This is a genomic window from Rhizobium aouanii, from assembly GCF_037002925.1.
In the GTDB taxonomy this organism is placed as follows: domain Bacteria; phylum Pseudomonadota; class Alphaproteobacteria; order Rhizobiales; family Rhizobiaceae; genus Rhizobium; species Rhizobium aouanii.
On sequence record NZ_JBAMYD010000017.1, the window covers coordinates 115,482 to 141,409 of the forward strand.

24 protein-coding genes are annotated in these 25,928 nt (G+C 61.4%); 14 read left to right on the forward strand and 10 right to left on the reverse strand.

Going from position 1 to position 25,928, the window contains the following annotated elements; translation table 11 throughout:
- Positions 1-7: 7 nt before the first annotated feature.
- A complete protein-coding gene (gene sufB / locus V8P77_RS26875) occupies positions 8-1,477 on the reverse strand; it encodes a Fe-S cluster assembly protein SufB (protein ID WP_335915076.1) in 1,470 nt (489 codons plus the stop codon).
- 192 nt (positions 1,478-1,669) lie between these two features.
- Positions 1,670-2,836 (reverse strand): cysteine desulfurase family protein, encoded by a 1,167-nt coding sequence (locus V8P77_RS26880; RefSeq protein WP_335915078.1) that lies wholly within the window; start codon positions 2,834-2,836, stop codon positions 1,670-1,672.
- A gap of 217 nt (positions 2,837-3,053) precedes the next feature.
- Here V8P77_RS26880 and V8P77_RS26885 point away from each other — a divergent pair, with 217 nt between their 5' ends.
- A complete protein-coding gene (locus V8P77_RS26885; protein ID WP_003559715.1) occupies positions 3,054-3,731 on the forward strand; it encodes an alpha/beta hydrolase in 678 nt (225 codons plus the stop codon).
- A gap of 143 nt (positions 3,732-3,874) precedes the next feature.
- Positions 3,875-5,050, forward strand: coding sequence for an acyltransferase family protein (locus tag V8P77_RS26890; protein ID WP_335915082.1), 1,176 nt, complete (start codon positions 3,875-3,877; stop codon positions 5,048-5,050).
- On the opposite strand, the gene V8P77_RS26895 is transcribed toward V8P77_RS26890, so the two are convergent.
- Positions 5,047-5,571, reverse strand: coding sequence for a GNAT family N-acetyltransferase (locus V8P77_RS26895; RefSeq protein WP_335915084.1), 525 nt, complete (start codon positions 5,569-5,571; stop codon positions 5,047-5,049). The genes V8P77_RS26890 and V8P77_RS26895 overlap by 4 nt on opposite strands.
- Entirely contained in the window at positions 5,568-6,686 is a 1,119-nt protein-coding gene (locus tag V8P77_RS26900) for an anhydro-N-acetylmuramic acid kinase (protein ID WP_335915085.1), read from the reverse strand. The genes V8P77_RS26895 and V8P77_RS26900 overlap by 4 nt, the downstream gene beginning before the upstream one ends.
- 134 nt (positions 6,687-6,820) lie before the next feature.
- On the opposite strand from V8P77_RS26900, the gene tyrS reads away from it, so the two are divergent.
- A complete protein-coding gene (gene tyrS, locus V8P77_RS26905; protein ID WP_335915142.1) occupies positions 6,821-8,077 on the forward strand; it encodes a tyrosine--tRNA ligase in 1,257 nt (418 codons plus the stop codon).
- Between the two features lie 60 nt (positions 8,078-8,137).
- Here tyrS and V8P77_RS26910 read toward each other — a convergent pair whose 3' ends face one another.
- Positions 8,138-8,458, reverse strand: coding sequence for a hypothetical protein (locus V8P77_RS26910; protein WP_335915086.1), 321 nt, complete (start codon positions 8,456-8,458; stop codon positions 8,138-8,140).
- Between the two features lie 222 nt (positions 8,459-8,680).
- On the opposite strand from V8P77_RS26910, the gene V8P77_RS26915 reads away from it, so the two are divergent.
- Positions 8,681-10,342 carry an alpha-amylase family protein gene (locus V8P77_RS26915; protein ID WP_335915088.1) on the forward strand — a complete coding sequence of 554 codons (1,662 nt, stop codon included), beginning with the start codon at positions 8,681-8,683 and terminating at the stop codon, positions 10,340-10,342.
- A gap of 47 nt (positions 10,343-10,389) precedes the next feature.
- Here the strand turns inward: V8P77_RS26915 and V8P77_RS26920 are convergent, their stop codons facing one another.
- A complete protein-coding gene (locus V8P77_RS26920; protein ID WP_335915090.1) occupies positions 10,390-13,788 on the reverse strand; it encodes a YhdP family protein in 3,399 nt (1,132 codons plus the stop codon).
- A 125-nt stretch (positions 13,789-13,913) separates the two neighbouring features.
- Between V8P77_RS26920 and V8P77_RS26925 the strand changes: the two genes are divergently transcribed.
- The 5 genes from V8P77_RS26925 (at position 13,914) to V8P77_RS26945 (ending at position 18,771) form a co-directional block, all read left to right on the forward strand.
- Complete coding sequence (locus V8P77_RS26925) at positions 13,914-14,387, forward strand: peroxiredoxin (RefSeq protein ID WP_012757610.1); 474 nt, start codon at positions 13,914-13,916, stop codon at positions 14,385-14,387.
- Positions 14,384-15,211 carry a ferritin-like domain-containing protein gene (locus V8P77_RS26930; RefSeq protein ID WP_335915094.1) on the forward strand — a complete coding sequence of 276 codons (828 nt, stop codon included), beginning with the start codon at positions 14,384-14,386 and terminating at the stop codon, positions 15,209-15,211. The genes V8P77_RS26925 and V8P77_RS26930 overlap by 4 nt, the downstream gene beginning before the upstream one ends.
- Before the next feature lie 104 nt (positions 15,212-15,315).
- The gene (locus V8P77_RS26935) at positions 15,316-16,635 is read left to right on the forward strand and encodes a peptidoglycan DD-metalloendopeptidase family protein (RefSeq protein WP_335915096.1); all 1,320 of its coding nucleotides are present in this window, start codon (positions 15,316-15,318) and stop codon (positions 16,633-16,635) included.
- A 138-nt stretch (positions 16,636-16,773) separates the two neighbouring features.
- On the forward strand, positions 16,774-18,339 hold the full coding sequence (locus V8P77_RS26940) for a DEAD/DEAH box helicase (protein WP_222029916.1): 1,566 nt from the start codon (positions 16,774-16,776) through the stop codon (positions 18,337-18,339).
- Positions 18,340-18,345: 6 nt separating this feature from the next.
- Positions 18,346-18,771, forward strand: a complete 426-nt coding sequence (locus V8P77_RS26945; RefSeq protein ID WP_335915099.1) for an NUDIX domain-containing protein — start codon at positions 18,346-18,348, stop codon at positions 18,769-18,771.
- Here the strand turns inward: V8P77_RS26945 and V8P77_RS26950 are convergent, their stop codons facing one another.
- Together V8P77_RS26950 and V8P77_RS26955 are read right to left on the reverse strand one after the other, a co-directional pair.
- Positions 18,772-19,089 (reverse strand): TfoX/Sxy family protein, encoded by a 318-nt coding sequence (locus V8P77_RS26950; RefSeq protein ID WP_335915100.1) that lies wholly within the window; start codon positions 19,087-19,089, stop codon positions 18,772-18,774.
- A gap of 46 nt (positions 19,090-19,135) precedes the next feature.
- A complete protein-coding gene (locus V8P77_RS26955) occupies positions 19,136-19,630 on the reverse strand; it encodes a flavin reductase (RefSeq protein WP_335915101.1) in 495 nt (164 codons plus the stop codon).
- A gap of 182 nt (positions 19,631-19,812) precedes the next feature.
- Between V8P77_RS26955 and V8P77_RS26960 the strand changes: the two genes are divergently transcribed.
- From V8P77_RS26960 to purB, 5 genes are all read left to right on the forward strand, one after another.
- Positions 19,813-20,895, forward strand: a complete 1,083-nt coding sequence (locus V8P77_RS26960) for an ABC transporter substrate-binding protein (RefSeq protein ID WP_335915102.1) — start codon at positions 19,813-19,815, stop codon at positions 20,893-20,895.
- Between the two features lie 61 nt (positions 20,896-20,956).
- On the forward strand, positions 20,957-21,634 hold the full coding sequence (rpe, locus tag V8P77_RS26965; RefSeq protein ID WP_335915104.1) for a ribulose-phosphate 3-epimerase: 678 nt from the start codon (positions 20,957-20,959) through the stop codon (positions 21,632-21,634).
- On the forward strand, positions 21,631-22,356 hold the full coding sequence (locus V8P77_RS26970; RefSeq protein WP_335915105.1) for a DUF2259 domain-containing protein: 726 nt from the start codon (positions 21,631-21,633) through the stop codon (positions 22,354-22,356). Before rpe ends, V8P77_RS26970 begins: the two co-directional genes overlap by 4 nt.
- A gap of 47 nt (positions 22,357-22,403) precedes the next feature.
- Positions 22,404-22,889, forward strand: a complete 486-nt coding sequence (locus tag V8P77_RS26975) for a hypothetical protein (protein ID WP_335915106.1) — start codon at positions 22,404-22,406, stop codon at positions 22,887-22,889.
- A gap of 73 nt (positions 22,890-22,962) precedes the next feature.
- Complete coding sequence (purB, locus tag V8P77_RS26980) at positions 22,963-24,270, forward strand: adenylosuccinate lyase (protein WP_018072252.1); 1,308 nt, start codon at positions 22,963-22,965, stop codon at positions 24,268-24,270.
- An 83-nt stretch (positions 24,271-24,353) separates the two neighbouring features.
- On the opposite strand, the gene V8P77_RS26985 is transcribed toward purB, so the two are convergent.
- Both V8P77_RS26985 and V8P77_RS26990 read right to left on the reverse strand, forming a co-directional pair.
- Positions 24,354-24,833, reverse strand: a complete 480-nt coding sequence (locus V8P77_RS26985; RefSeq protein WP_335915143.1) for a low affinity iron permease family protein — start codon at positions 24,831-24,833, stop codon at positions 24,354-24,356.
- A 120-nt stretch (positions 24,834-24,953) separates the two neighbouring features.
- The gene (locus V8P77_RS26990) at positions 24,954-25,760 is read right to left on the reverse strand and encodes a DUF2189 domain-containing protein (protein ID WP_335915107.1); all 807 of its coding nucleotides are present in this window, start codon (positions 25,758-25,760) and stop codon (positions 24,954-24,956) included.
- Positions 25,761-25,928 lie beyond the last annotated feature (168 nt).

The window sequence follows — 25,928 nt, forward strand, 5'->3', positions numbered from 1 at the left end:
ACTGCGGCTAACCGACGCTGCCTTCCAGCGAAATGCTGATCAGCTTCTGCGCCTCGACGGCAAATTCCATCGGCAGTTCCTGCAGCACTTCCTTGACGAAACCGTTGACGATCAGCGCAATCGCCGCTTCGGTCGGGATACCGCGCTGCAGGCAGTAGAACAGCTGGTCCTCGGAGATCTTCGAGGTTGTCGCCTCATGTTCGAACTGCGCCGTCGAATTCTTCGCCTCGATGTAGGGCACGGTATGGGCACCGCACTTGTCGCCAATCAGCAGCGAATCGCACTGGGTGAAGTTGCGCGCATTCGACGCCTTGCGGTGAGCCGAGACCTGGCCGCGATAGGTGTTGTTAGAAACGCCGGCCGCGATGCCCTTGGAGACGATGCGGCTCGACGTGTTCTTGCCGAGATGGATCATCTTGGTGCCGCTGTCGATCTGCTGATGGCCATTCGAAACGGCGATTGAGTAGAATTCGCCGCGGCTGTCGTCGCCGCGCAGGATGCAGGACGGATATTTCCAGGTGATCGCCGAGCCGGTTTCGACCTGCGTCCAGGAAATCTTCGAACGGTCGCCGCGGCAATCGCCGCGCTTGGTGACGAAGTTGTAAATGCCACCCTTTCCGTTCTTGTCGCCGGGATACCAGTTCTGCACCGTCGAATATTTGATCTCGGCATCGTCGAGCGCAACCAGTTCGACCACGGCGGCATGCAACTGGTTTTCGTCGCGCTGCGGCGCCGTGCAACCTTCAAGATAGGAGACGTAGGCGCCCTCTTCCGCGATAATCAGCGTGCGCTCGAACTGGCCGGTGCCCTTCTCATTGATGCGGAAATAGGTGGAAAGCTCCATCGGGCAGCGAACGCCCTTCGGCACGAAGACGAAGGAGCCGTCGGTAAAGACTGCCGAATTCAGCGTCGCGTAATAATTGTCCGAGGTCGGCACGACCGAACCGAGATATTTCCGGACGAGATCGGGATGCTCGCGGATGGCTTCCGAAATCGACATGAAGATCACGCCGGCCTTCTTCAGCTCTGCCTTGAAGGTGGTAACGACCGAGACGCTGTCGAAAACGGCATCGACGGCGATCTTCGGCTTCTCGACGCCGGCAAGGATCTCCTGCTCACGCAGCGGGATGCCGAGCTTCTCATAGACCTTCAACAGCTCCGGATCGACGTCGTCGAGCGACTTTGGACCCGGCGTGCTCTTCGGCGCGGCGTAATAATAGATGCCGTTGAAATCGATCTTCGGATAGTCGACGCGCGCCCAGGTCGGCTCTTCCAGCGTCAGCCAGCGACGATAGGCCTCGAGACGCCATTCCAGCATCCACTCCGGCTCCTGCTTCTTCGCCGAAATGAAGCGGATGATATCTTCAGACAGGCCCTTCGGCGCCTTGTCCATCTCGATGACGGTCTCGAAACCGTATTTATACTGGTCCACATCGATCAAGCGCACCTGGTCGATTGTTTCCTGCACCGCAGCCATCTCATTCTCCAATCTCGCCGGATACAAGGTCCGGCAGCTTGTAGCGTTTGGGCAATTGTCTTGCCCCTCATGTCGGGCAATTGTCCTGCCCTTCGTGTCGGGCAATTACTTGCCCTGATGTAGGAGGCCAAAAGGGACTTTTCAGCCCGATTGGCAAGCGGAAATTTGCATTTCCGCAAGTTTTGCCGCGGCTCAAGCCGCCTCGCCAGCCGATCTTCGCCGGCAGGCGATCTTGGCAAAAGCCGCAATCGCCCTGTCGATATCCTCTTCCGTCGTCGAAAAACCGAGCGAGATGCGCAGAGCTCCGAGCTTGGCGTCACGTCCCATCGCCGTCAGCACATGGCTTTCGCCAAGCCGGCCCGACGAGCAGGCCGAGCCTGCGGAAAGTGCAACGCCTTCGAGATCGAAGGCGATCTGTCCTGTCTCGGCCTTCAGCCCCGGCAGGGTGAAGAAGATCGTATTGGCGACGCGCCCGCCACCCTCGCCGTGGATCATCACATCGGCTGCCGCCTGACGCATGCCGGCTTCGAGCCGCTCGCGCAACGCGCCGATTGCCGCATTGCGTGCCGCGAGTTCGTCGACCGCCGCTTCAGCTGCCGCGCCGAAGCCGATCAACGCCAGCGAATTCTGTGTCCCTGAGCGGTGACCCCGCTCCTGCCCGCCGCCCTGAATCAGCGGCCTGGGCATCAGCGCTTCGCCCTGCGCGATGAGCGCACCGGCACCCTTCGGCCCGCCGATCTTGTGCGAGGAAACGATCATGAAGTCCGCGCCGATCCGATTGATATCGAGCGCGATGCGGCCGGCCGCCTGCACGGCGTCGACGACGAAGAGCCCGCCATGGGCGTGGACGATCTTTGCCGCCTCCTCGACCGGCTGAACGATGCCCGTCTCGTTATTGACAAGCATGATGGCGACCATCGGCAGGCCGGCGGCCTTGTCATGCGCATCGAGCAGGCGGCCGAGCGCATCGAGATCGACGATGCCGGCTTCCGTCACCGGGATCTCCGTCATCTTCTCTCTGGTGAAGCGGCCGCCTTCGCGCACAGCCGGATGCTCGATGGCCGAAAAATAGAGATGGCCAAGGCGAAGCGGCGTGCGGCCCATGCGGAAATCCGACGTCAGCACCAGATTCGCGGCCTCGGTCGCGCCGCTGGTAAAGACCACATTGCCGGCATCGGTGCCGGCAAGTGCTGCCACCTTGCGTCGTGCGCCTTCGATGGCAGCGCGCGCGGCGCGGCCCTCTCCATGCACGCTGTTCGGATTGCCAAATACGTCGATGGCGCGCATGATCGCCGCGCGTGCTGCGGGGTGCAGCGGCGCTGTGGCATTCCAGTCGAGATAAAGGCGTGGCGGCGCCATGATCTTCAGTCCTGCGCTTGACGAGCTTGCTTCAGCGGCCGCGGTTCATTTTTCTTGAAATTTCCGCCGGGCTTGCCTTATGACACGTTCCACGATGCGTGGATCGCCATGCAAGTTTCGAATTGTTCTAAACTGCGTTTTAGAAAAGCTGACAACACTAGTCAAGTCATGTTGTCATCCAACGCAGCGCGAACGCGAAATAAAACCCGGAGTACCAATGCCCGAAGTTATTTTCAACGGCCCAGCCGGCCGTCTTGAAGGCCGCTACCAGCCCTCCAAGGAAAAAAGCGCGCCCATCGCGCTCATTCTGCATCCGCATCCGCAGTTCGGCGGCACGATGAACAATCAGATCGTCTATCAGCTCTTCTACATGTTCCAGAAGCGCGGGTTCACGACGCTGCGCTTCAATTTCCGGGGAATCGGCCGCAGCCAGGGCGAATTCGACCACGGCGCCGGCGAGCTCTCGGATGCCGCCTCGGCGCTCGACTGGGTACAGAGCCTGCATCCCGATTCCAAGACCTGTTGGGTCGCCGGTTATTCCTTCGGCTCCTGGATCGGCATGCAGCTCCTGATGCGCCGGCCGGAGATCGAAGGCTTCATGTCGATCGCGCCGCAGCCGAACACCTACGACTTTTCCTTCCTGGCGCCCTGCCCGTCTTCCGGCCTGATCATCAACGGCGAGGCCGACAAGGTCGCGCCGGAGAAGGATGTCAACGGCCTCGTGGAGAAGCTGAAGACCCAGAAGGGCATCCTGATTACCCATCGCACAGTCGCCAATGCCAACCACTTCTTCAACGGCCAGGTGGAAACGCTGATGGGCGAATGCGAGGACTATCTCGACCGTCGCCTCAACGGCGAACTGGTGCCGGAACCGGCCGCCAAGCGGATTCGCTGACACTACAAATCTCGGCCTTATCAATGCCTTGACGGTCCGGAACACAACCGGGCCGGCTGTGCCGGAACAGATCACCTATCGTGTTGCAATCCATGTTGCAGTGCGGTAGGGTCCTCGCGATCCTAACAAAAGCGAGGTCCGCAATGACCAAGTCGTTCGGGGAAGTCCTGGATGAGTATAGGGGAATTGGTCCGGGGTTCGATTTCCTTCGAATAGGGCTCGCCTTTTCCATCGTATTGACCCATTCCTTTTTATTAACCGACAACAATGACTTCATCAGGGGGTCAGTATTCTGGTTTACTGAATACGCTCTTGTTCCGATGTTCTTCGCTTTGAGCGGATTTCTGATCGCCGGCAGCGCCCAGCGCCTGAGCCTCCGGAATTTTCTGATCAACCGAGGCTTGCGCATTGTCCCGGCCCTTGCCGTCGATATCGTCGTTTGTTCGCTGATCATCGGGCCGATCATCACGGTCGTTTACCACTCCGAATATTTTACCGATCAGCGGTTTTTCAAATACTTCCTGAATATCGTCGGCTGGATCCATTACGAGCTGCCGGGCGTCTTCCAGGATAATCCGAGCCAGCGCGTCAACGGCGCTCTGTGGACGGTTCCCTGGGAAATCTTCTGCTACATCATCATGTCGTTCCTGATGATCACCGCCATCGTCAAGACACGCTACAAGCTGCTGGCGGTGACGATCGCCTACATCGTCATCGGCCTTATCGTGCAGAAGATGCCCTATCTGTTGCCGGGCTCGATCAAGCCTATCGCGCGCTTCCTGTTCATGAGCCGAGGCTCGCAGCTGATCACGGCCTTCATGATGGGCATCGTCGTCTTTCAGTTCAAAGCGGTCATTCCGCATTCCCGCTGGCTGTTCGCCGCTGCCTGCCTGATTTGCGTCATCGCCATTCTCACCCTCGACAGCCAAGCGACGGAGTCGGTGCTGAACCGGCCTTTGGTTATCACCTCTCTCGTTTACATCACCGTCTTCATCGGCCTGTCCGAGGTGCCCATCCCGGCCTTTTTCAGGAAAGGCGACTATTCCTACGGCGTCTATCTCTATCACGACCCGTTTTTGCAGATCTGGATCAGCTCGTTCCCGTCGGTTTTCCTCTATCCGAAATATGGTGCGCTGGCGCTCTATCTCGTCGGCCTGCCATCGGCTCTCGCCGTCGCGGTGCTGTCCTGGCATTTTATCGAGAAGCCGATCCTCGGCCTGCGCAAGAAGTTCTCCTTCATCGCCCAGGTCAGGGGCGTCGAGGAGGGCAATCAGGCTGGACGCGAATCCAACGTCCGGCCGGTCGCCGTAAAGAGTTAGAGCTTTGCCGGCCGCATATCAGCGGTCAGTTCGAAAGCCGTGTCCAGCACTCCATCGATCAGGATCGGCGCGCGTTCGCGCATGCCGATCTTTCGGAGGACACGTTGCGAGGCGATGTTTTCGGGATGCGTGAAGGCGATGAAGCCCGATGCAAGCTCCCTTTCGAAGAACCAGTCGGCGAGCACGCTTGCTGCCTCGGTTGCCAGGCCTTGGCCCCACACTTCCTCCCGTAGGGAATAGCCGAGTTCGAATTGCTCGTTGAACTTCGAAATCCCCGCGCGACCGACGAAGCTGCCGTCCTCGGCGAGGAGCTTGTATTTGGTCGTGCCGTCACGTGCCTGTTCCTCGAACCAGCCGCGCAGCCGTTCCTCAGCCTTTTGGAGGCTCCACGGCACGTTGCCGGGCAGGTATCGGGTCGTCGCCATCGTCGTATGCAGCTGTTGCACCAGGATCGCATCGCCTTCGTCCCACATGACGAAGGTCAGCCGTGGCGTCTTCAGTATGATCCTTTGCTCTTTCACGGCGTTGCCAGCACCCCGCCGCTGACCGGGGCGCCCACCCCCGTCGTGCCGGGAAATGTCAGCGGCAGCCCGTCCAGCGATCGGACGGCGAGATAGGCCCAGGCCTCGGCTTCCATCGCATCGCCGTCGAAGCCCGCCTCCTCGGCCGTCAACACCCTCGAGCCCAACCTTTCGGCCATGACCGAGAACTCTGCCATGAGAGTGGCGTTCAGCCGCCCGCCGCCGCAGACGATGTAGATCGCTGGGGTCTCCGGTAGGAAGCTGGCGGATTTGATGATCGAGGCGGCGGCGACATGCGCCAGCGTCCGGGCGCCGTCTTCAAGGCTCGCCTCCTCCGGCTGAAGCGGCGCGAAATCGCCGCGGTCGAGCGAACGGCGGATATTGCCGCGGAAGAACGGGCTTTGCAGATAACGCTCCGCCAAGGCGGGGACGACCTTGCCGCGTCCGCCGATCTCGCCGCCGGGGTCATAGGTTTTGCCTGTTTGCATCTCCACCCACTGGTCGATCAGCGTATTGCCCGGCCCGCTGTCGAACGCCGATATCCGGCCGTCGGTGCCGATAAAGGTGAGATTGGAGATGCCGCCGATATTGACGAAACACACCGCCTGTCCCGCCTGCTGGAATTTTCCCGCAAGTGCTGCGTGATAGGCCGGCACCAGCGGCGCGCCCTGCCCGCCATGAACCATGTCATTGGCGCGCATGTCGTAGACCACAGATATGCCGGTTCTCTTCGCCAGTTCCCCGCCATCGCCGATCTGGATCGTCAGTCCCTCATCAGGGCGATGAAGCACCGTCTGGCCGTGGAAGCCGAGAACATCGACGCCATCGGCAGAAAGCCTGAAATGTTCCAGAAATGCCGTAACGGCAATTGCATGCCGCAACGTCAGTTCAAGCTCGATATCGCGAAGCTCAGCGGGTCGTTCGCTCCTGTCGCTCAGTGGACGGGCGATTTCCAGCGCGCGTTTGAGTCGACCGCGAAAATCCGCATCATAGGGCACACCCATGAAGGGTCCGCGCTCGATGAAGCCGCGGCCGTCGGTCCTGATCAACGCGACGTCGATTCCGTCCATCGACGTGCCACTCATCAGCCCGATCGCGGTCCTGATGACATCCATGAGGCTTGCCTCCCATGCGATTCCCGGATGCACTTTTATAAAAACAGTGCTAAACGCGCCGCGACAGATCAACAACAACGAACTTGCGCGAGGCCCGGATGGGCGCGCGCAGATATCAAGAGACGAAGGCGGCCATGTACGAGTTCAAGTCCGATTTCCTCCGTACGCTGAAAGAGCGCGGCTTCATTCATCAGGTCTCCGATGAAAGCGGCCTCGACGACCTGTTCGCGAAGAAAACCGTGACGGCCTATATTGGCTTCGATCCGACCGCGCCCAGCCTGCATGCCGGTTCGCTGATCCAGATCATGATGCTGCACTGGATGCAGAAGACCGGCCATCGCGCCATCTCGCTGATGGGCGGCGGCACCGGCATGGTCGGCGACCCCTCCTTCAAGGAAGAGGCGCGCCAGCTCATGACCGTCGATGCGATCGAAGGCAACATCGCCTCGATCAAGCGCGTCTTCTCCAATTACCTGAACTACGGCGACGGTCCCAAGGACGCGCTGATGATCAACAATGCCGAATGGCTGCGCTCGCTGAACTACCTCGAATTCCTGCGCGACGTCGGCAAGCACTTCTCGGTCAACCGTATGCTGTCCTTCGACAGCGTCAAGACGCGTCTCGACCGCGAACAATCCCTGTCCTTCCTGGAATTCAACTACATGATCCTCCAGGCCTACGACTTCGTCGAGCTTGCCAAACGCTACGATTGCCGCTTGCAGATGGGCGGTTCGGACCAGTGGGGCAATATCGTCAACGGTATCGATCTCGGTCACCGTATGGGGACACCGCAGCTCTATGCATTGACATCGCCACTGCTGACGACATCGTCGGGTGCCAAGATGGGCAAGTCGGCGACGGGCGCTATCTGGCTGAACGCCGACATGCTCTCTGCCTATGATTTCTGGCAGTACTGGCGCAACACCGAGGATGCCGACGTCTCACGCTTCCTGAAGCTCTACACGACGCTGCCGATGGATGAAATCGCCCGGCTCTCGGCGCTCGGCGGTTCGGAGATCAACGAGGTCAAGAAGATCCTTGCAACCGAGGTAACGGCGATCCTGCACGGCCGCGAGGCCGCTGAACAAGCCGCCGAAACCGCACGCAAGACCTTCGAGGAAGGCGGCCTTTCGGAAAATCTGCCCTCGGTCGATATCCCCGCCACCGAACTCGACGGCGGCATCGGCCTGCTGTCGCTGATCGTTCGTGCCGGCCTTGCCTCGTCGAACGGCGAAGCTCGGCGTCACGTCCAGGGCGGCGCGGTCCGCATCAACGACGAGGCGGTCAGCGACGAACGCAAGATGATCGGCAGCGGCGAAATCACCGCCGACGGCATCATCAAGCTCTCGCTCGGCAAGAAGAAACACATCCTGATCCGCCGCGCGGCGTAAGCGGCTTCAATTCCGTACAGATATCGAAGCCGGCGTCCTCGCCGGCTTTTCCTCGCCTCGCTATTCGGATCGGCGAGCAAGATCACTCGGCTCCCCATCGGTATTCTTCGTCATTTCGTCTGGTCTCTTAAGAAGGTAACCAGGCGGATCGACGCTGGAAGCGGACTGCACCCGCGACCACCAACTGATCGAGAAAATCGGCGGCGTCATCATCGCGTCCAGAGGAACCGTCAGGACGTGGTTGGAACGGATGACCGCCTCTTGCGAGTTCAACCGCGCGCTCTTTTCCGCAGAAAGCGACACGTCGGCAATCGTAACCGCCATCACGGCGGCCGATGAAAAAGAAACTGCCCGCACGCACTGCATCGCATCCTCCGACATTGCACCGGCCGTTGCTTCCTGGTCGGGACACTATAGTACATCAGATTTCACTAAAATAGGCAAAGCATCACTGCCGGATTTGTCAGCCTGGCTGAATGCGGTTTGTCGAGGATGAGCCCGCGCAGTCTCTACCGCGAAGCTTAGCGACCCACATAGCGAATGCTTTATCGGAACCTTTTCCGCCCGCCGGGATTTGCGACCAGATTGGATTGGAGCCCCGGCATGATCAACGACCTCTGGTATAAGAACGCTGTCATTTACTGCCTGTCCGTCGAAACATTCATGGATGCGAACGGTGACGGCGTCGGTGATTTTCAGGGCCTGATGCGGCGCCTCGATTATCTCTCCGGCCTCGGCGTGACGGCGATCTGGCTCATGCCGTTCCAGGCGTCGCCCGGTCGCGACGACGGTTACGACGTTTCCGATTATTACAATGTCGACCGGCGCTATGGCTCGCTCGGCGATTTCGTCGAGTTCACCCACGGCGCCAAGCAACGCGGTATCCGGGTGCTGATCGACCTGGTGATCAATCATACATCCAGGGATCATCCCTGGTTCCAGGACGCCAGGAGCGATCCACGCTCGCGCTATCGCGACTGGTACGTCTGGTCGGATAAAAAACCTGATAATGCCGATCAGGGCATGGTCTTCCCGGGCGTCCAGAAGACGACCTGGACCTATGACGACAAGGCAAAGGCTTATTATTTTCACCGCTTCTACGATCATCAGCCCGATCTCAATACATCGAACCCCGAGGTGCAGGCGGAAATCCTCAAGATCATGGGCTTCTGGATCCAGCTCGGTGTCTCCGGCTTCAGGATGGATGCCGCCCCTTTCATCATCGCGACGAAAGGCGCCGACGTTGCCAAGCCTGTCGAACAATTCGATATGCTGAGGAAATTTCGCGAATTCCTGCAGTGGCGCCTGGGCGATTCCATCATTTTGGCGGAGGCCAATATCCTGCCGAAGGACAATTTCGAATATTTCGGCGATGATGGCGACCGCATGCAGATGATGTTCAATTTCCAGGTCAATCAGGCGCTGTTTTACGCTTTCGCCAGCGCCGACACGCGGCCGCTCAAGAAGGCCATGGAGGCGACGAAACCGCGCCCGGCGACCGCGCAATGGGGCCTCTTCCTCCGCAACCATGATGAACTGGACCTCGGCCGGCTGACGGAAAAGCAGCGCAATGCGGTATTTGCCGCTTTCGGGGCCGACAAGAACATGCAGCTTTACGACAGGGGCATTCGTCGTCGCCTGGCGCCGATGCTCGGCGGCGACCACCGCAGGATCGAAATGGCCTACAGCCTGCTGTTTTCGCTGCCCGGAACGCCTGTCATACGCTACGGCGACGAAATCGGCATGGGCGACGATCTGTGCCTGCCCGAGCGAAATTGCGCACGCACGCCGATGCAGTGGTCGACCGAACCGGAGGGCGGATTCACCAAAAGTAAAAAGCCCATCTCGCCTGTCATCAAGGACGGCCCCTATGGCTTCCAGCATATCAACGTTGCCGAGCAGCGGCGTGACCCGAACTCGTTGCTGAACTGGACCGAGCGAATGATCCGGATGCGCAAGGAAGCTCCTGAGATCGGCTGGGGCGACTTTTCCGTGATCGACACCGGTGACGACGGCGTGCTGGCGCTTCGTTACGACTGGCGCGGCAATTCCGTATTGATCCTGCACAATCTGCATGCGCGGCCGGCGGAAGTGACTTTCGACACCGACTTAGGCGAACACGGCCGACAACTGATTGATATCGCCGATGGCGAAAGCAGCAAGGCAGATGAAAAAGGACTTCATACCGTCATGCTCGACGCATACGGCTATCGCTGGTATCGCGTCGGCGGTCTCGATTATCTTCTGAGGCGAAAGGAGATTTAGCCCAGAGGAGATCACGGGCCGTCCATGGTCGGTTCCAGTCTTCCCTTCTACTGGAACTCAAAAATCTGCCGGAAGACGCCCGGTGCGATGATCGACAGCGGGTTGATCTGCAGGCTCGGCTGATCGAACTTGCCGGTGAGTTTGAAGGTGATGCCGATCAGGCCGCGGTCGCTGCCATTGCCGAGGATGACGCCGATCAGCGGCAGTTCGGCAAAAAGGCGGTTGAGGCCGTAAGCCGGCATGAAGGTGCCGGTCATGTCCATGTTGCCCTTGCGGTCGCGCACGATGCCCTGGAAGGTTGCGCCGATCTGGTCGCCGCGCAGCACGCCGTTCTCGATGCCGACCATGCCATTACGCGAGACGACGCGGGCAAAGCCGCGCTGGAAGCGCTGCGACGAAGTATCGATGTCGCGCTTGACCGCCTCGTTGAGACTGCGCTGCTCATTTCCGACCGGTGTCGAGACGATCGAGCGCAGGCGTTGTTCGTTGACGATCGCGAAGCGGCGCACGTCGAGTGAGCCGTCCCAGCCGCCCTCTGCTCCGAGCCGGATCGCCAGATTGAGAAGGCCGCCCTGCATGTGCTGGTAGAGGTCAGCGAAACGCGATACCGCGCCGGCATCGCCGCTGGTGATGTTGATGACGCCGCCGTCCTTCATCTGGCTGACCACGGCCTCGCCGCTGTCGGTAACGGCGGAAAAATTGAGCGCCTGCAGCTTGTCGCCGCGCAGTGATATTTGCGCCTGGAAATTGCCGACCTTCTCGTCGTTGAAGCCAATGACGTTTTTCAGTCTGGCGCGCACCGATACACCGGTGGTGCCGGCATCCCCATCGCCATCGCCGTCCGAGCCCGCTTTCAACCGCTGGATGACCGGCCGCGCATCGGCGCTGTCGCCGGAGACCGAGACGTCGAAATTGCCTTTGCTGCGCTTGACCGACAGGGCGAAATCGTCGAGCGAGGAGAGCTTGACGCTGTCGAAATCGGCCGAGATCAGCCCGCCCTTGCCGATGTTCAGCGATCCATTGGCGCCGAAACCGTCGCCCTTCAGCCGGAAGTTCTTGATCTGGGTATTGTCGGCCGGCCCGGACGTTTCGAATTCCGCCGTGGCGGCAATGCCGCTGCCCTTCGCCCAACCGATCCAGGGCAGTTCGAGCAGCGACTTGGTGAGATCGAGCTGGACGTCCTGTCGGTCGTCATCGATCCGCGTCAGCACCATCTTCACGCTGCCGCCGACGATGCCGGAAAGGCCGGGTATCAGTTTGTTGCGCTGGTCCTCGGAAAGGGTCGCAGTGATCACCCGTTGTTTGGCCGCTGTGTCGGATGCCTCGACCGGTTCGGTAAGATCGATATCGGCCGGGACGCCGTCGATCTGAGCTTTGGCGTCAAGCGTGATTCGCTTCGGATTGCCGTTCAGCGTGCCGTCGAGATTACTGATCATCCTGCCGGAAAACGGCTTGGCAAGATCGATATCGGTGAGCTTCATTGCCGCCGTCCATTCGGCTGGCGGCGGGTTTTGCGAGGAGAGCAGGCCGAAATGGGCCTTTACATTCGCCTCGATCCGGCCCTTGAGATCGTCGGGCGTAAAGCCGGCGCGCTGCAGCACCCGGATCGGCCGGTAGGTCAGAAGCTCGCCGACGGCGTCCGCCGCCCCGGAGACCGCGAGATCGATATCGGCCATCAGCGGTTTATCGTAGGTGGCGGGCAAGATGAACGTCCCCTGCCCGAGGCCGACCGACCGGCCGGAGGGGAAATAGGACGTACCGTTCTTGATCGCGATCGTCGCAACCGGGCCGGTCAGGTCGAAATGTGCTGACGTGTCGCGGATCGGCGGAATGTCGCCGGCGACGTTCATCCGCGCCTCCGCGATGTCGAAGCCGATGCGGATCTGGTTGGCGTCGAGCTTTAGGCCCTTGCCGCCGGCTGCCTCGTCCAGCCTGCCGAAAGGAATGAAGACGGATATGGTGGCGTTGGTGACGGTGCCGCCGAAGAGATTGCCGTGCACCCAGGTGCGCACCTTGGGCGCCATCCAGAACGGCCAGAGCTGCTTGATCGCTGTCGTCTGCAGCTGCGCTGACTGGCCGGCGAAGCTAATCTCCGGCGATTTGTCGCCGAGCTTGACATCAAGTGATCCGTAGAGCGCGCCGAGCGGGCTGGAGACGGTCATGTTGGGAAACTGGAATTCGCGGCCGGCGACCATGTAGCGCCCGGTCGCCTGGATGTCGAAGGAGAGCGGCTGCTCGCCGGAGCCGCCGGGGGCTGCCGTGCCGCCGCTGACGAGTAGGTCGATGCCGAAGCCTTTGCCCGCCTGCGGGTCGAGCTTATCGAGATCGATCAGCGCACCATTGATGGGAAGCGTGGTCGCACCGAACCGAGCGTTCGACCGGGCGATCTCGATCGTCTGCTTGGCGAAATCATAGACGAGATTGATTTGCCCGCCCGACAGCTGCTGCGGATCGCCATCCGCATAGATCTGGCCGGGATCGATATCGATCGTCGCCGCCAGCGCCGGCTGCACGCCATCGCGCGCTCGGGTGGCCGACACTGTCAGATCGGCAAAGGCGCTCAGTCCTTGCCGGATCATGCCCTGATCGTTGCGTTTCAGCGCGAACGGGGTGAGGTCGGCATGCTTGAGCGTCGCCACGACCTTGGACACGTGGCTGTCTTCCTTCTCGGCCAGCACGTCGAGCTCCGCCACTTCGCCATTGAGCGCGACTTCGCCGGTCAATTGCAGCGAGGACGGACCGGCATGGGCAAAGACGAGATTGTCGATGACCAGCGACAGCGGGCCGTTGGCGGTATCGGCAAGCTTGATGTCGATGCCGGAGATGCGCACCGAATTCGTCGAGCCGCGCGTCACGATGCTGTCGAACATGTCGAACTGCGAGAAGATCTTCTCCATCGCCGCCGGCATGGCGTCGATGCGCAGATCGTCGAGCTTGACGGCATTGCCGGAGGGCAGAAGCGCGGTATCGAGCGCGATATCCTTCGCCTCGATGTCCGCGACGGCGATGCGGCCGCGGAAAAGCTGCAGCGGATCGAGCCCCAGGCGCACCGAACCCGTCGTCGACAGGTGCTGGCCGCTCTCCTGGTCGATCATGTTGACGTTGCGCGCTTCCAGCGCCAGCCGGAAATCCGAGGTGAAACGGATGACGGTGGAGCCGACCTCGGCGCGGTAGCGCGGTCCGGCCACGCCATTCAGCGCCGCCTGCGCCTGCTGCGAGAGCGGCTTGTCGAACATGCCGCTCTCGACGGTGAAAACGATGCCAGCGAGAATAACGAGGATCAGTCCCAGAAATCCGCAGGTTAGCTTCGCCGTCCGGCGCATCGGCGAACGCGGCGGCGGGCAATGGACGATGATCGGATCCTCGGCCTGGGCGGACGGCAAGCGGTCCAGCGCAACGATATCCTTCTTGCGAAACGTGACCTTTTCGCCGCGGATGGCTGACATGCGCCCTCGGGCTCTCCCTTTAACTGAAGAATTGAACCCGGCCATGCTGGACGGGTATCCGTCCACTATATAATTCGGGGAGAGAAAGTGTCATCCACAAACCCGGCAAAAGAAAGGTTTTCCCAATGGCGGTTCCCGGCATCGGCGTTTCGGCCCCTGATTTCAACCTTCCCCGCGACGGCGGCGGCCGCGTTTCGCTGGCCGAATTCCACGGCAAGCCGCTCGTGTTGTTCTTCTATCCCAAGGACGACACGACGGGCTGCACCGCCGAATCACTGGCTTTCACCGCGTTAGCAGCCGAGTTCGAAGCGGCGGGTGCTGCCGTCATCGGTATGTCGCCCGATTCGGCCGCCTGCCATGACAAGTTCATCAAGAAGCACCGTCTTTCGGTGGCGCTCGCCTCGGACGAGGAAAAGACGACGCTGCAGGCCTATGGCGTCTGGAAGGAAAAAAGCATGTACGGCCGCAACTTCATGGGTGTTGAGCGTACTACCTTCCTGATCCGCCAGGACGGCACGATCGCCACCATCTGGCAGAAGGTGAAGGTGCAGGGCCATGCCGAAACCGTGCTCGAGGCCGTGAGGAATCTGGCGGCGTGACTGGCGATCTCACGATAACCTCGCTGCGCGGCGGCGCCATCGATGCGATCTCCTCCGCCGATCTCGACCGCAAGACGGCGCTTGCGCAGGAAAGCGCCACCCGCTGGTTCGCCCGCCGGGTGTCGCTGCGCTCGCCGCTCGATGCCGCCCTGCCCGACAGGCCCGGCCGTCCTGACAAACCGGTGCTGACGCCGCCGACCCAGGTGGAGAAGCGCTCGCTGCATACGCTCAAAGGGCGGATCGCGCTGCTGCACGCCATCGCCCATATCGAGCTCAACGCCGTCGATCTGGCGCTCGATATCGTCGCGCGATTCGCAACCGAGCAGGTGCCGAATTCCTTTTTCGACGGCTGGATGCAGGTCGCCTTCGAGGAGGCGAAGCATTTCCGCATGGTGCGCGCCAGGCTCAACGATCTCGGCGCTGATTACGGCGATCTTCCCGCCCATGACGGGCTCTGGCAGGCCGCCCATTCGACGCGCAACGATCTGACGGCAAGGCTCGCCGTCGTGCCGTTGATTTTGGAAGCCCGCGGCCTCGACGTCACGCCGTCGCTGCAGGCGAAGATGCGCCAGACCGGCGATCTCGAAAGTGCAGCGGTGCTCGACGTCATCTACAATGACGAGAAAGGCCATGTCGCCGTCGGCGCCAAATGGTTCCGCTTCCTCTGCGCCCGCGAGAAGCGCGATCCGGCAAAAGCCTTCCAGGAGCTGGTGCGCGCCAATTTCCGTGGACCGCTGAAGCCGCCCTTCAACGACCTTGCCCGCGCCGAAGCCGGATTGACGCCGTCCTTCTACCGCTCGCTGGCATCGATCAGCAACGCGTAAGGTGCCTGAAATGTCTGATGCAATGGCGGCAACGAAAGCATTCATTAACCATAACGGTGTCTAATTTCCGAAAGAGGCGTAGAGCATCAATCGGGAGAGCCTGCGTGAACAGCGGACATCAGCACCGGGTATTCGGCAGGCGGGCGCAGGAACATATCCTCATCCTCGCAAGCGGCGACAAAGTCCGCCATATGACGGTCCGGCCGTGGATGGCAGCGCTGGCTTTCTGCTTCGTCGGCGTCTTCTCGATCGGCTACCTCCTGGCCACGTCCTATCTCGTGCTGCGCGACGACCTGATCGGCGCCACCATGGCCCGCCAGGCCCGCATGCAGCATGATTACGAAGATCGCATCGCCGCCCTTCGCGCCCAGGTCGACCGCATCACCTCCCGCCAGCTTCTCGACCAGCAGGTGGTGGAAGACAAGGTCGACAAGCTGATGGAGCAGCAGATGGCGCTGACCTCGCGCCATGGCAAGCTCGACACTCTGCTCGACCGCGCCGAAAGCTCCGGCCTGACGGAAAAGGACGGCGCCCCGCCTACGCCGTCTTCGCCCGTTCAGTCCTATGCACCCGATGCCAAGGACAAGCGCGCTTCGCTTAACCGTAGCGGCATCGAGGCGATCGAGAACCAGCTGGCGAGTGGCGCGCCCGCCGATGCGACGCCCGACAATTCGACGCTTGCCTATGTGCCGGCCACCGACACGGTCGGCGACCGTGCCGACCGCATCTTCTCCAAGGTGACGCTGTCGCTCAAAGATGTCGAACAGGATCAGCGCAGCCGTGTCGAACAGCTGACGAGCGATGCCGGCAATGCCGCCAATGCCATCGAGACGGTGCTGACCCGCTTCAAGATTCCGATGCCCGAGACCGCTGCCAGGAAAGACGACGACGATGCTGTCGGTGGCCCCTATGTCGAGCCGGAAAGCAACGACGGCTTCAACAATTCGCTGGCAGCGCTCGACGGCGCGCTGACCCGGCTCGAAGCTGTGCGCAGTACCGCGGAATCCCTACCCTTCCGCAATCCCGCTATTGGCAAGGACGTGACCAGCCCGTTCGGCAACCGCCGCGACCCTTTCCTTGGCCGCCTCGCGCTCCATTCCGGCATCGATTTCCGCTTTTCGCCCGGCGAAAGGATCCGCCCGACGGCGCCCGGCAAGGTCATTTCGGCCGGCTGGACCGGCGGCTACGGCAACATGGTCGAGATCGATCACGGCAACGGCATCTCAACGCGCTACGGGCATATGTCGGAGGTTCTGGTCAAGGTCGGCGACACGGTCGACCGTAACGACGTCATAGGCCTTGCCGGCAGCACCGGCCGCTCGACGGGCACGCACCTGCATTATGAAGTGCGCCAGGACGGCCATGCCGTCGATCCAGTATATTTCATGAATGCCGGCCTTAAACTCGCCACCTATATCAAGTAACTCCTGCCCGGTAACCAACGCTTCACTCTGCAATGGGTGCGGCGTCTCTATTTCTTGACTTGCCGGCCATTCGGGGCTATGTCGCGCTGCATTGCGGCATGCAATCCCGCCGACTCGTTCAGAGCTCGGCCGAACGGAATGGAAACAGTTTTCCCTTTGACGACATTTGCTGACCTTGGCTTGAGCCAAAAAGTGCTATCCGCTGTTACGGATGCGGGCTACACGATCCCCACGCCCATTCAGGCGGGCGCCATCCCGTTTGCGCTCGAGCGCCGCGATATTTGCGGCATCGCGCAGACCGGCACTGGCAAGACGGCATCCTTCGTGCTGCCGATGCTGTCGCTTCTGGAAAAGGGCCGTGCGCGTGCGCGCATGCCCCGCACGCTGATTCTCGAACCGACCCGCGAACTCGCTGCCCAGGTCGCCGAGAATTTCGAGAAATACGGCAAGAACCACCGCCTCAACGTCGCCCTTCTGATCGGCGGCGTTTCCTTCGAGGACCAGGACCGCAAGCTCGAACGCGGCGCCGACGTGCTGATCTGCACCCCCGGTCGCCTTCTCGACCATTTCGAGCGTGGCAAGCTCCTGATGAGCGGCGTCGAGATCCTCGTCATCGACGAGGCCGACCGCATGCTCGACATGGGCTTCATCCCCGATATCGAACGCATCGCCAAGATGATCCCGTTCACCCGTCAAACGCTGTTCTTCTCGGCAACCATGCCGTCGGAGATCCAGAAGCTTGCGGACCGCTTCCTGCAGAATCCCGAGCGTATCGAGGTCGCAAAGCCGGCTTCCGCCGCAGCGACTGTGACGCAGCGTTTCGTTGCTTCGCACGGGAAGGATTACGAGAAGCGAGCGGTTCTGCGCGAACTCGTCCGCGCCCAGACCGAGCTCAAGAACGCCATCGTCTTCTGCAACCGCAAGAAGGATGTCGCCGATCTGTTCCGGTCGCTCGAGCGCCACGGCTTCTCGGTCGGCGCCCTGCATGGCGACATGGACCAGCGTTCCCGCACGATGACGCTGCAGAGCTTCCGTGACGGCAATCTCCAGCTTCTGGTCGCCTCCGACGTCGCGGCCCGCGGCCTCGACATTCCCGATGTCAGCCACGTCTTCAATTTCGACGTGCCGATCCATTCCGAGGATTACGTCCACCGCATCGGCCGCACCGGCCGTGCCGGCCGCTCGGGTGCCGCCTTCACGCTCGTTACCAAGCGCGACACTAAGTTCGTCGATGCCATCGAGAAGCTGATCGGGGAAAAGGTCGAATGGCTGAGCGGTGACCTGACGTCGCTGCCGCCGCCGGCTGAAGACAGCCGGGACAGCGAACGCCCGCGCCGCAACAGCCGCGAGCGTGGCGCCAGAGATGGCGCAACCCGAGATCGTGCGCCGAGAGAAAATGGCGACAGGGATCGTAGCCGCGGACGCGGCAGTCGCAGCGCTGCGAGTCATAAATCTGACAACGACATACAGGATAATGGCGTAGACGTGATTGAAGCAGCACCAGTAAAGGCCGACATCGTGAAGAACGAGCGCAAAGCAGAGCAAAAGCCGCAGAACAATGCGCGCAACAGTCGGCCTTACCCGGCAAACGACGACAGCCGCGACCGCCGCCGTCATCGCGACCACGACGACGGCCCCACCCCGGTCGGCTTCGGCGACGATATCCCGGCCTTCATGCTGATCGCCGGCAGCGCTAAGGTCTGACTTCCAATGGGCAGGCCCGGTCTCGATTTTCCGGGCTTCGGCGTCGGCCTGGTAATTCTGCGCGACGCCAAAATCCTTCTCTACAAGCGCTTGCGTGCACCTGAAGCCGGCTACTGGAATATTGTCGGCGGCAAGGTCGACCATATGGAGCCGGCCGAGCAAGCCGCGCGCCGCGAGGCTGAGGAAGAAACCGGCCTCGTGATCGGCCGTATCAAACGGCTCGGCATGACCGAGCAGATGATCGACGCCGATCGCCAGCACTGGATCTCTCTGCTCTATCTCACCCACGACATCGAGGGCGAGCCGCAACTGACCGAACCGGACAAACTTTCGGATTTCGGCTGGTTTCCCTTGACGGATCTGCCCGAGCCGCTGTCGGCCTTCACCAAGGCGGCGATCGCAGCTTTGCCGGCTGCAGCGCAGGGCGAATAGCTATTCGGCGCGAAGGGACGCCTCATAGGCAAGCCGCACCCATTTCGCCATCAGATCGGGATCGTCGTAGGCCTCGTCGGGGATCGACCAGTAGGGCATTTTTACCGGCTTGCCCTTCTTGCCCTCATAGGTCCATTGCGTGCCCCCGGCGGCGGCAAATTCAGGAGCGCTCGTCTCATCGGCCTTCAACAGCATTTCGTCGCGCACTTCGAGCGCAATGATCCGTCCGAGATGATAGATTCCTTTGCCGCCGAACATGCGCTTGATCGTGACGGGGCCGATCCCCTGAAACATTTCCTCGATCCCGGCATTGTCCATTCTTTATTCCCTCGAAATGCTTCCGAAAGGACACACGGCGCTCTAATCACAGCGCGTGATAATCCCGGTTCATATAGATGAGCGCCGGGTGCTTTTCGCTGAAGCGGACGGCGGCGACCTCGCCGAAGACGACATTGTGCGTCGGCATTTCCTTGATGTCGGTCACCCGGCAATCGAAGGCGGCGAGCGCATCGAAGAGAACCGGCGCGCCGGTGACGAGTGTGTCGAAACGGGCGCTGGCGAAGCGGTCGTCATCGGTAAGCGCGGTGCGCCCGGAGAAAGCGTCAGCAATGGCCTGGTGATGGGCGCCAAGCGTGTTGAGCACGAAGACGCCGCTGCGGAAGAAGATTTCGTTCTTCGGATTGGTGTTGTTGAGGCAGATCAGCACCGAGGCCGGATTGTCGGAGACCGAGCAGGCGGCAGTGATGGTGACGCCGCGGCGCAGTTCGCCCATCGCCGTCGTCACGAGTTGCACATGGCCGGCATAACGGCTCATGGCATCGCGATAAAGGCCGGGGTCGATATGCTGCCTGTTCAACACCTGCTTCTCCCGTGCGCGCTTCTATGCCTGGATCGACTTGTTATCGCGCCAATATGGCGAGCATCAGTTACCTTTTCTACAATAGGACCGGCGAAAAGCGCTGCGTTGCGCTTGTTTTTCTTTGACGATCGCGGCCTTGCGGATAAAAGGGCATGGACGATGGCTAGGGATCTCCGCCTTTCATGATCAACCTGCGTGGCATAGCAGCTTTTCTGGCGCTGCTGGGAGCGGCGGCTGAAAGCCATGCGGCCGGCGTGACGATCGGTGTCGTCGCCCCTCAGAACGGACCGCTCGCCCTCCTGGGCGCCCAGATTGCCGCCGGCGCCGGTTTCGAGATCCAGCAATCCGGAAATACGCTCGTCGCCATCAACGAGACCTGCGAGGAGAATAGTGGTGCCGCGGTCGCAGATGCGCTTGTCAACGCCAAGGTCCAGGTCGCGGTCGGCTTTCTCTGCAGCGAGACGCTGGAAGGCGCGCTGCCGAAGCTGAAGGACGCCAATATTCCGGCGATCACCGTCTCCGTGCGCTCCCGCATCCTGATGGAGGATGCCCGGAAGAACGGCTGGCCGCTCTTCCGGGCGGCGCCCGCCGACGGCGCCGAGGCGGCAAAGGTCATCGAGGTGATCCTGAAAGACTGGGCCGCCGATCCGATCGCCCTGATCGAGGACGGCACCATCCATGGCCGCGAACTGACGGAAGCGGTACGCAATGCGCTGGAGCAGAACGGCCTGAAGCCGGTCTTTACCGACACCTACCGGCCGGGACAGGAACAGCAGATCGCCCTCGTCCGCCGCCTGAAACGGGCCGGCGCCACCAGAGTCTTCATCGGCGGCGACCGCAACGACGTCGCTGTCATCTCCCGCGACGCCAAAGCGGAGAACATCCCGCTGTCCATCCTTGGCGGCGATGCGATGCGCGCCGCCAATCAGCCGCTGCCGCTCGCAGATGGCGTGCGCGCGGTCGCTCTGCCCGAATACGCCCTTCTGCCGGAAGGCGCAGCTGCAGCCGATGCGCTGCGCGCCAAAGGCGTCGAGCCGGAAGGTTATGTCCTGCCGTCGCTGACAGCAGCCCTCATTGCCGGCCAGGCGGGACAAGCCGCCGCTGCGGCGGGCAAGCCTCTGCAAGAGACGCTTGTCGGCACGACATTCCAGACGCCGGTCGGCGCCGTCGGCTTCACCAGCGCGCATGAACTTTCGCAAAATCCCTACCGCCTGCTCGAATGGCGGGGCAACGGCTTTTTTCCACCTGCCGCGCCGACGCAATGAGCGTCGCGCCAGCCTTGAATTCAGGCCCCGCGCTCTGGCGGCCCATACGGAGTAAGATTTGATGCAGCTGCCCATTCGCATTGCCCCCTCGATCCTCGCAGCGGATTTCGCCAGGCTCGGCGAGGAGGTCCGCGACGTGACGGCCGCCGGCGCCGACTGGATCCATCTCGACGTGATGGACGGGCATTTCGTGCCGAACATCTCCTTCGGCCCCGATGTCATCAAGTCGCTGCGCTCCTATACATCAGCCACCTTCGACTGCCACCTGATGATCTCCCCGGTCGACGACTATCTCGAAGCCTTCGCCAAGGCCGGCTGCGACCGTATCACCGTCCATGCCGAAGCCGGGCCGCATCTGCACCGCTCGCTGCAGACCATCCGCAATCTCGGCAAGAAGGTCGGGGTGACGATCAATCCGGCGACACCGCTCAGCGCCATCGAGAACGTGCTCGACGATGTTGACCTCATCCTGATCATGTCGGTCAATCCCGGCTTCGGTGGGCAGAAGTTCATTCCGGCGATGGCGAAGAAGATCGCGGCGGCGAAGTCACTGATCGGTGATCGGCCGATCGAACTCGAGGTCGACGGCGGCGTCACGGTGGAAACGGCGCCTGATATCGCGCGGGCGGGCGGCAACGTCCTCGTCGCCGGCTCGGCAATTTTCAAGGGTGACACGGTCGAGGATTACCGCCGGACCATCGCCGATCTGCGTCAGGCAGCCGAAGGGGCACAAGCATGAAGAAACGTCTGATTATGAGTGGCATGCTTGCCGTCGTTTTTGCCGGCCTGCCCGGCTTATCACTTGCCGGAGACATCGCTAATATCCAGCCGATCGGCTTTTCCGCCGACGGCAAGGTCTTCGGATTTCAGGAGTTCGGCATCGAGGAGAGCGGCAACCTTCCCTACTCCAATACCTATTTCATCGATACCCAAGACGGCCACTATCTCGAGGGCACGCCCTTTCATACCGAGCTGACCGACAAGGACGCCAATCTCTCCAAGGCGCGGCGGCAGAACCTGACGGCGGCGCGCAGCCAGATGGATAAATACGATCTGCTGACCAATCCCGGCCTGATCGCCGCCTTCAATCCGCCGACCGAACTCGGCTCCCCTTCGAAGACGCTTCGCTACACGACGCTTGCAACCGATGGTCCGCCGAAAGCGCCTTATACGCTCTCGCTCGGCGAGATGCCGGTGCCGACGCCGAAGGATTGCGCTGCGGTCGACAAGCGGGTCATCGGCTTCAGCCTGCAGATGATCGAGAAAGAAGGCGCTCCGAACCGGCAGGCGGCGCGCCAGGCGACCGCGGTTCCCGCCGAGCGCGTATGTTCCGTCGAATACCGGATCGGCGGCGCCGTGGTCTATCAGCCGGAAGGCGGAAACCAGGTTCACATCGCCCTCGTTCTGGCCTTCGATGCCGACAGGAACGGACGCTGGATCGCCGTTCCGGTTCATCCCTGAGCATGGATCGCCCGAGCACTGATCACCCGAGGACGGATCGCCCCCGGATGGATCGTCTAAGAGCTGCACGGCCGCCCTACCCCGATCTGATTGCCGGCGCGTTGCTTTGGGGCATGCAGATGCTCGCCGCCGCCATGCTCGGCCTTTACCTGCGCAATGGCCTGCAGACGAGCCGACTGACCGAGATCGCCGCACTTTATTTCGCCGGCGGTCTGTTCGCCTGGCCTTTCGCCCTGCCGGTTGCCCGCTTCCTTGCCTATGGCAGGCCGCTGGAAACGCGTTTTGCCGCTTTTTTCGTGACGCTGACGGCGGCCACGATCCTGATGACCGCTTTCCTCTTCGCCATGGAATACCGGATGTTCTATTCGCGCTGGCATGCGCCCTTCGGCAGTATCGTCTGGGCCTTCCAGTTCGTCTTCACCAGTATCAGCGCCGTCTATCAGTTCCTGGTGATCGGCCTGCGTCTCTTCCTGCCACTCGGCCTCGTCTGTCTTGTCGCAAGCAGCTATCATCTTGCCAAACGCATGCGTTGAGATTGCCGCCCGTCTTTGCTACAGGGGCGCTAACCTCGATAAAGCAAACCTCTTGAAGTGAAGGCAGCCGCCCATGATCCCGCGTTATTCCCGGCCCGAAATGGTCGCCATCTGGTCTCCCGAAACCAAGTTCCGCATCTGGTTTGAGATCGAGGCGCATGCCTGCGACGCGCTGGCCGAACTCGGCGTGATCCCGAAATCGGCGGCAAAGACGATCTGGGAGAAAGGCGGCGCCGCCACCTTCGACGTCGACCGCATCGACGAGATCGAGGCCGTCACCAAGCATGACGTCATCGCCTTCCTCACCCACCTCGCCGAGATCGTCGGCCCGGATGCGCGCTTCGTCCACCAGGGCATGACTTCGTCCGACGTGCTCGACACCTGCTTCAACGTTCAGCTGGTCCGCGCCACCGACATCCTGCTTGCCGATATCGACCGGCTGCTCGAAGCGTTGAAAAGCCGCGCCTTCGAACATAAGGACACCGTCACCATCGGCCGTTCGCACGGCATCCATGCCGAGCCCACCACCTTCGGCGTCAAGCTGGCGCTCGCCTATGCCGAATTCGAGCGCTGCCGCCAGCGCCTCGTCGCCGCGCGCGAGGAAGTCGCGACCTGCGCCATATCGGGCGCCGTCGGCACTTTCGCCAATATCGATCCGCGCGTCGAGGAACATGTGGCAGAAGCCCTCGGCCTGAAGGCCGAGCCGGTCTCGACGCAGGTCATCCCGCGTGACCGCCATGCGATGTATTTCGCCACGCTTGGCGTCGTCGCCTCGTCGATCGAGCGGCTGGCGACCGAGATCCGCCACCTGCAGCGCACCGAGGTGCTGGAAGCCGAGGAATATTTCTCGCCCGGCCAGAAGGGTTCCTCGGCCATGCCGCATAAGCGCAACCCGGTTCTGACCGAAAACCTGACCGGCCTTGCCCGCATGGTCCGCTCCTACGCCATGCCTGCAATGGAAAACGTCGCCCTCTGGCACGAGCGCGATATCTCCCACTCCTCGGTCGAACGCATGATCGGGCCCGATGCCACCGTGACGCTCGATTTCGCCCTCTCGCGTCTCGCCGGCGTCATCGAAAAGCTGCTGGTTTACCCCGAGAACATGGAAAAGAACCTCAACAAGTTCCGCGGCCTCGTCCATTCGCAGCGCGTCCTCTTGGCGCTCACCCAGGCCGGCACCTCCCGCGAAGATGCCTACCGCCTCGTCCAGCGCAACGCCATGAAGGTCTGGGAACAGGGTAAGGATTTCTTGGAGGAGCTGCTCGCCGACGCAGAGGTCCGCGCGGCGCTCTCCGAGGAGGATATTCGGGAGAAGTTCGACCTCGGCTATCATACCAAGCATGTCGATACGATCTTCCGGCGGGTGTTTGGCAACGCCTGAACGATCTGCCATCACGATATTAGCGGCGCCCTTGCAGGCGCCGTTTTCATATCTGCTCCCAATCTCTCGATGATTGTTGATTTTTAACTTTTCTCAAGCGGCCGTTGTTTTTGCTTCGACGCTTTGGCGGCCACGGCCCGTTTCCTCGTCTCCCCCTTTTTCGACGGTGCCGCATTCGCTGCCTCCGATGTCCTGCAGGCCTCCGTCTCGCCCCTGCCCTTTGCGGCCTTGGCGACCAGCTCGTTGAGACGTTTCAGTTCTTCCTCGTCGAGATTCTCGATGCCGATGAAACGGTTTTCGGCATGGCTGGTCAGAATGATCTCGTTGAGCTTGGCCTGAATCGCCCGCGTGTCGCGCGTCTGGGCGTTCTGCAGCACGAAGACCATCAGGAAAGTGATGATCGTCGTGCCGGTATTGATGATCAGCTGCCATGTTTCAGAATAGTCGAAGAAAGGGCCGAGCGCCGCCCAGATGACGACAACCGTCAGCGCCAGGATGAAAGCAACGGGTTTGCCCGCCCATTCCGATGTCTTGGTTGCGAAGCGGGCAAACAGATGCTTCATCGTCACCTCTGAAATCCTCCCTTGAAGTCTCCGGAGCATGGTGTCGGCGACGTCATGCTCCGCGCTAAACAAACTCCGAGGCAGGACCGAGGTTCCCCGAGGAACGAGGTTTCTTGGCGACTACGCGGCGGCTTCCCGCGCAATCAGCTTGCGATAGAGATGCCACGTCGCATGGCCGAGAATCGGGATGACGAGTGCAAGACCGGCAAAGATCGGGATCGTGCCGATCACGAGCAGCGCGGCGACGATCAGACCCCAGAGCAGCACCGGCACCGGATTGAGAATCGTTGCGCGGATCGACGCCGTGACGGCGGCCACCGCCCCGACATCGCGGTCGAGCAGCAGCGGAAAGGTGATGACGGTTATCGCCAGCACGACGAGCGCAAAGACGAAGCCGATGAGGTTGCCCCAGATGATCAGCTGCATGCCCTCCGACGTGCCGAAGACCTGGCGGAAGAAATCCCCCATGCTGCGCGGAAAGACCTCGCCGAGCAGATTGCTGTAGAGCGTCTGCGCCGTCACCAGCCAGACGACGAAGAGGCCGCAGAGCATCAAGCCGACCGCGACAATCGACGGCAGTGCCGGCGAATGGCGCACATCGAGCGCATGCGTCCAGGACGCATCGAGGCCGGCCTCGCGCCGGCGGCTGATTTCATAGAGGCCAATCGCTGCGATCGGGCCGATCAGCACGAAACCCGCCATCAGCGGGAAGACCATCGGCAAAAGGTTGGCGCCGGAGGTCCACAGCGTCAGGAAGACGCCGGCGATCGGATACATCAGGCACAGGAACACATAGTGGGACGGTTTCTCCATGAAATCGTCGTATCCGCGCTTCAGCGCGTCGAAGACGTCGGCGATACCGATGCGATTGACGACGGGCCGCGCTAAGCTTTCGCTTGCACCCGTCATGATGTGAAATGCCGCCATGGCTTTCTCCTCCTCAGCCGAGACCTGATCGGCGGCGGACAGCATCGGCGGGCAAGCCGATACGAAATCCGCAACCGGCACTGGAGGAATATAGCAACTTTCAGAGCCCGTGTCGCTCTCTCCCTTGACATCCCCCTCTTGACATCTTGGACAAGCTTTCTCACATCG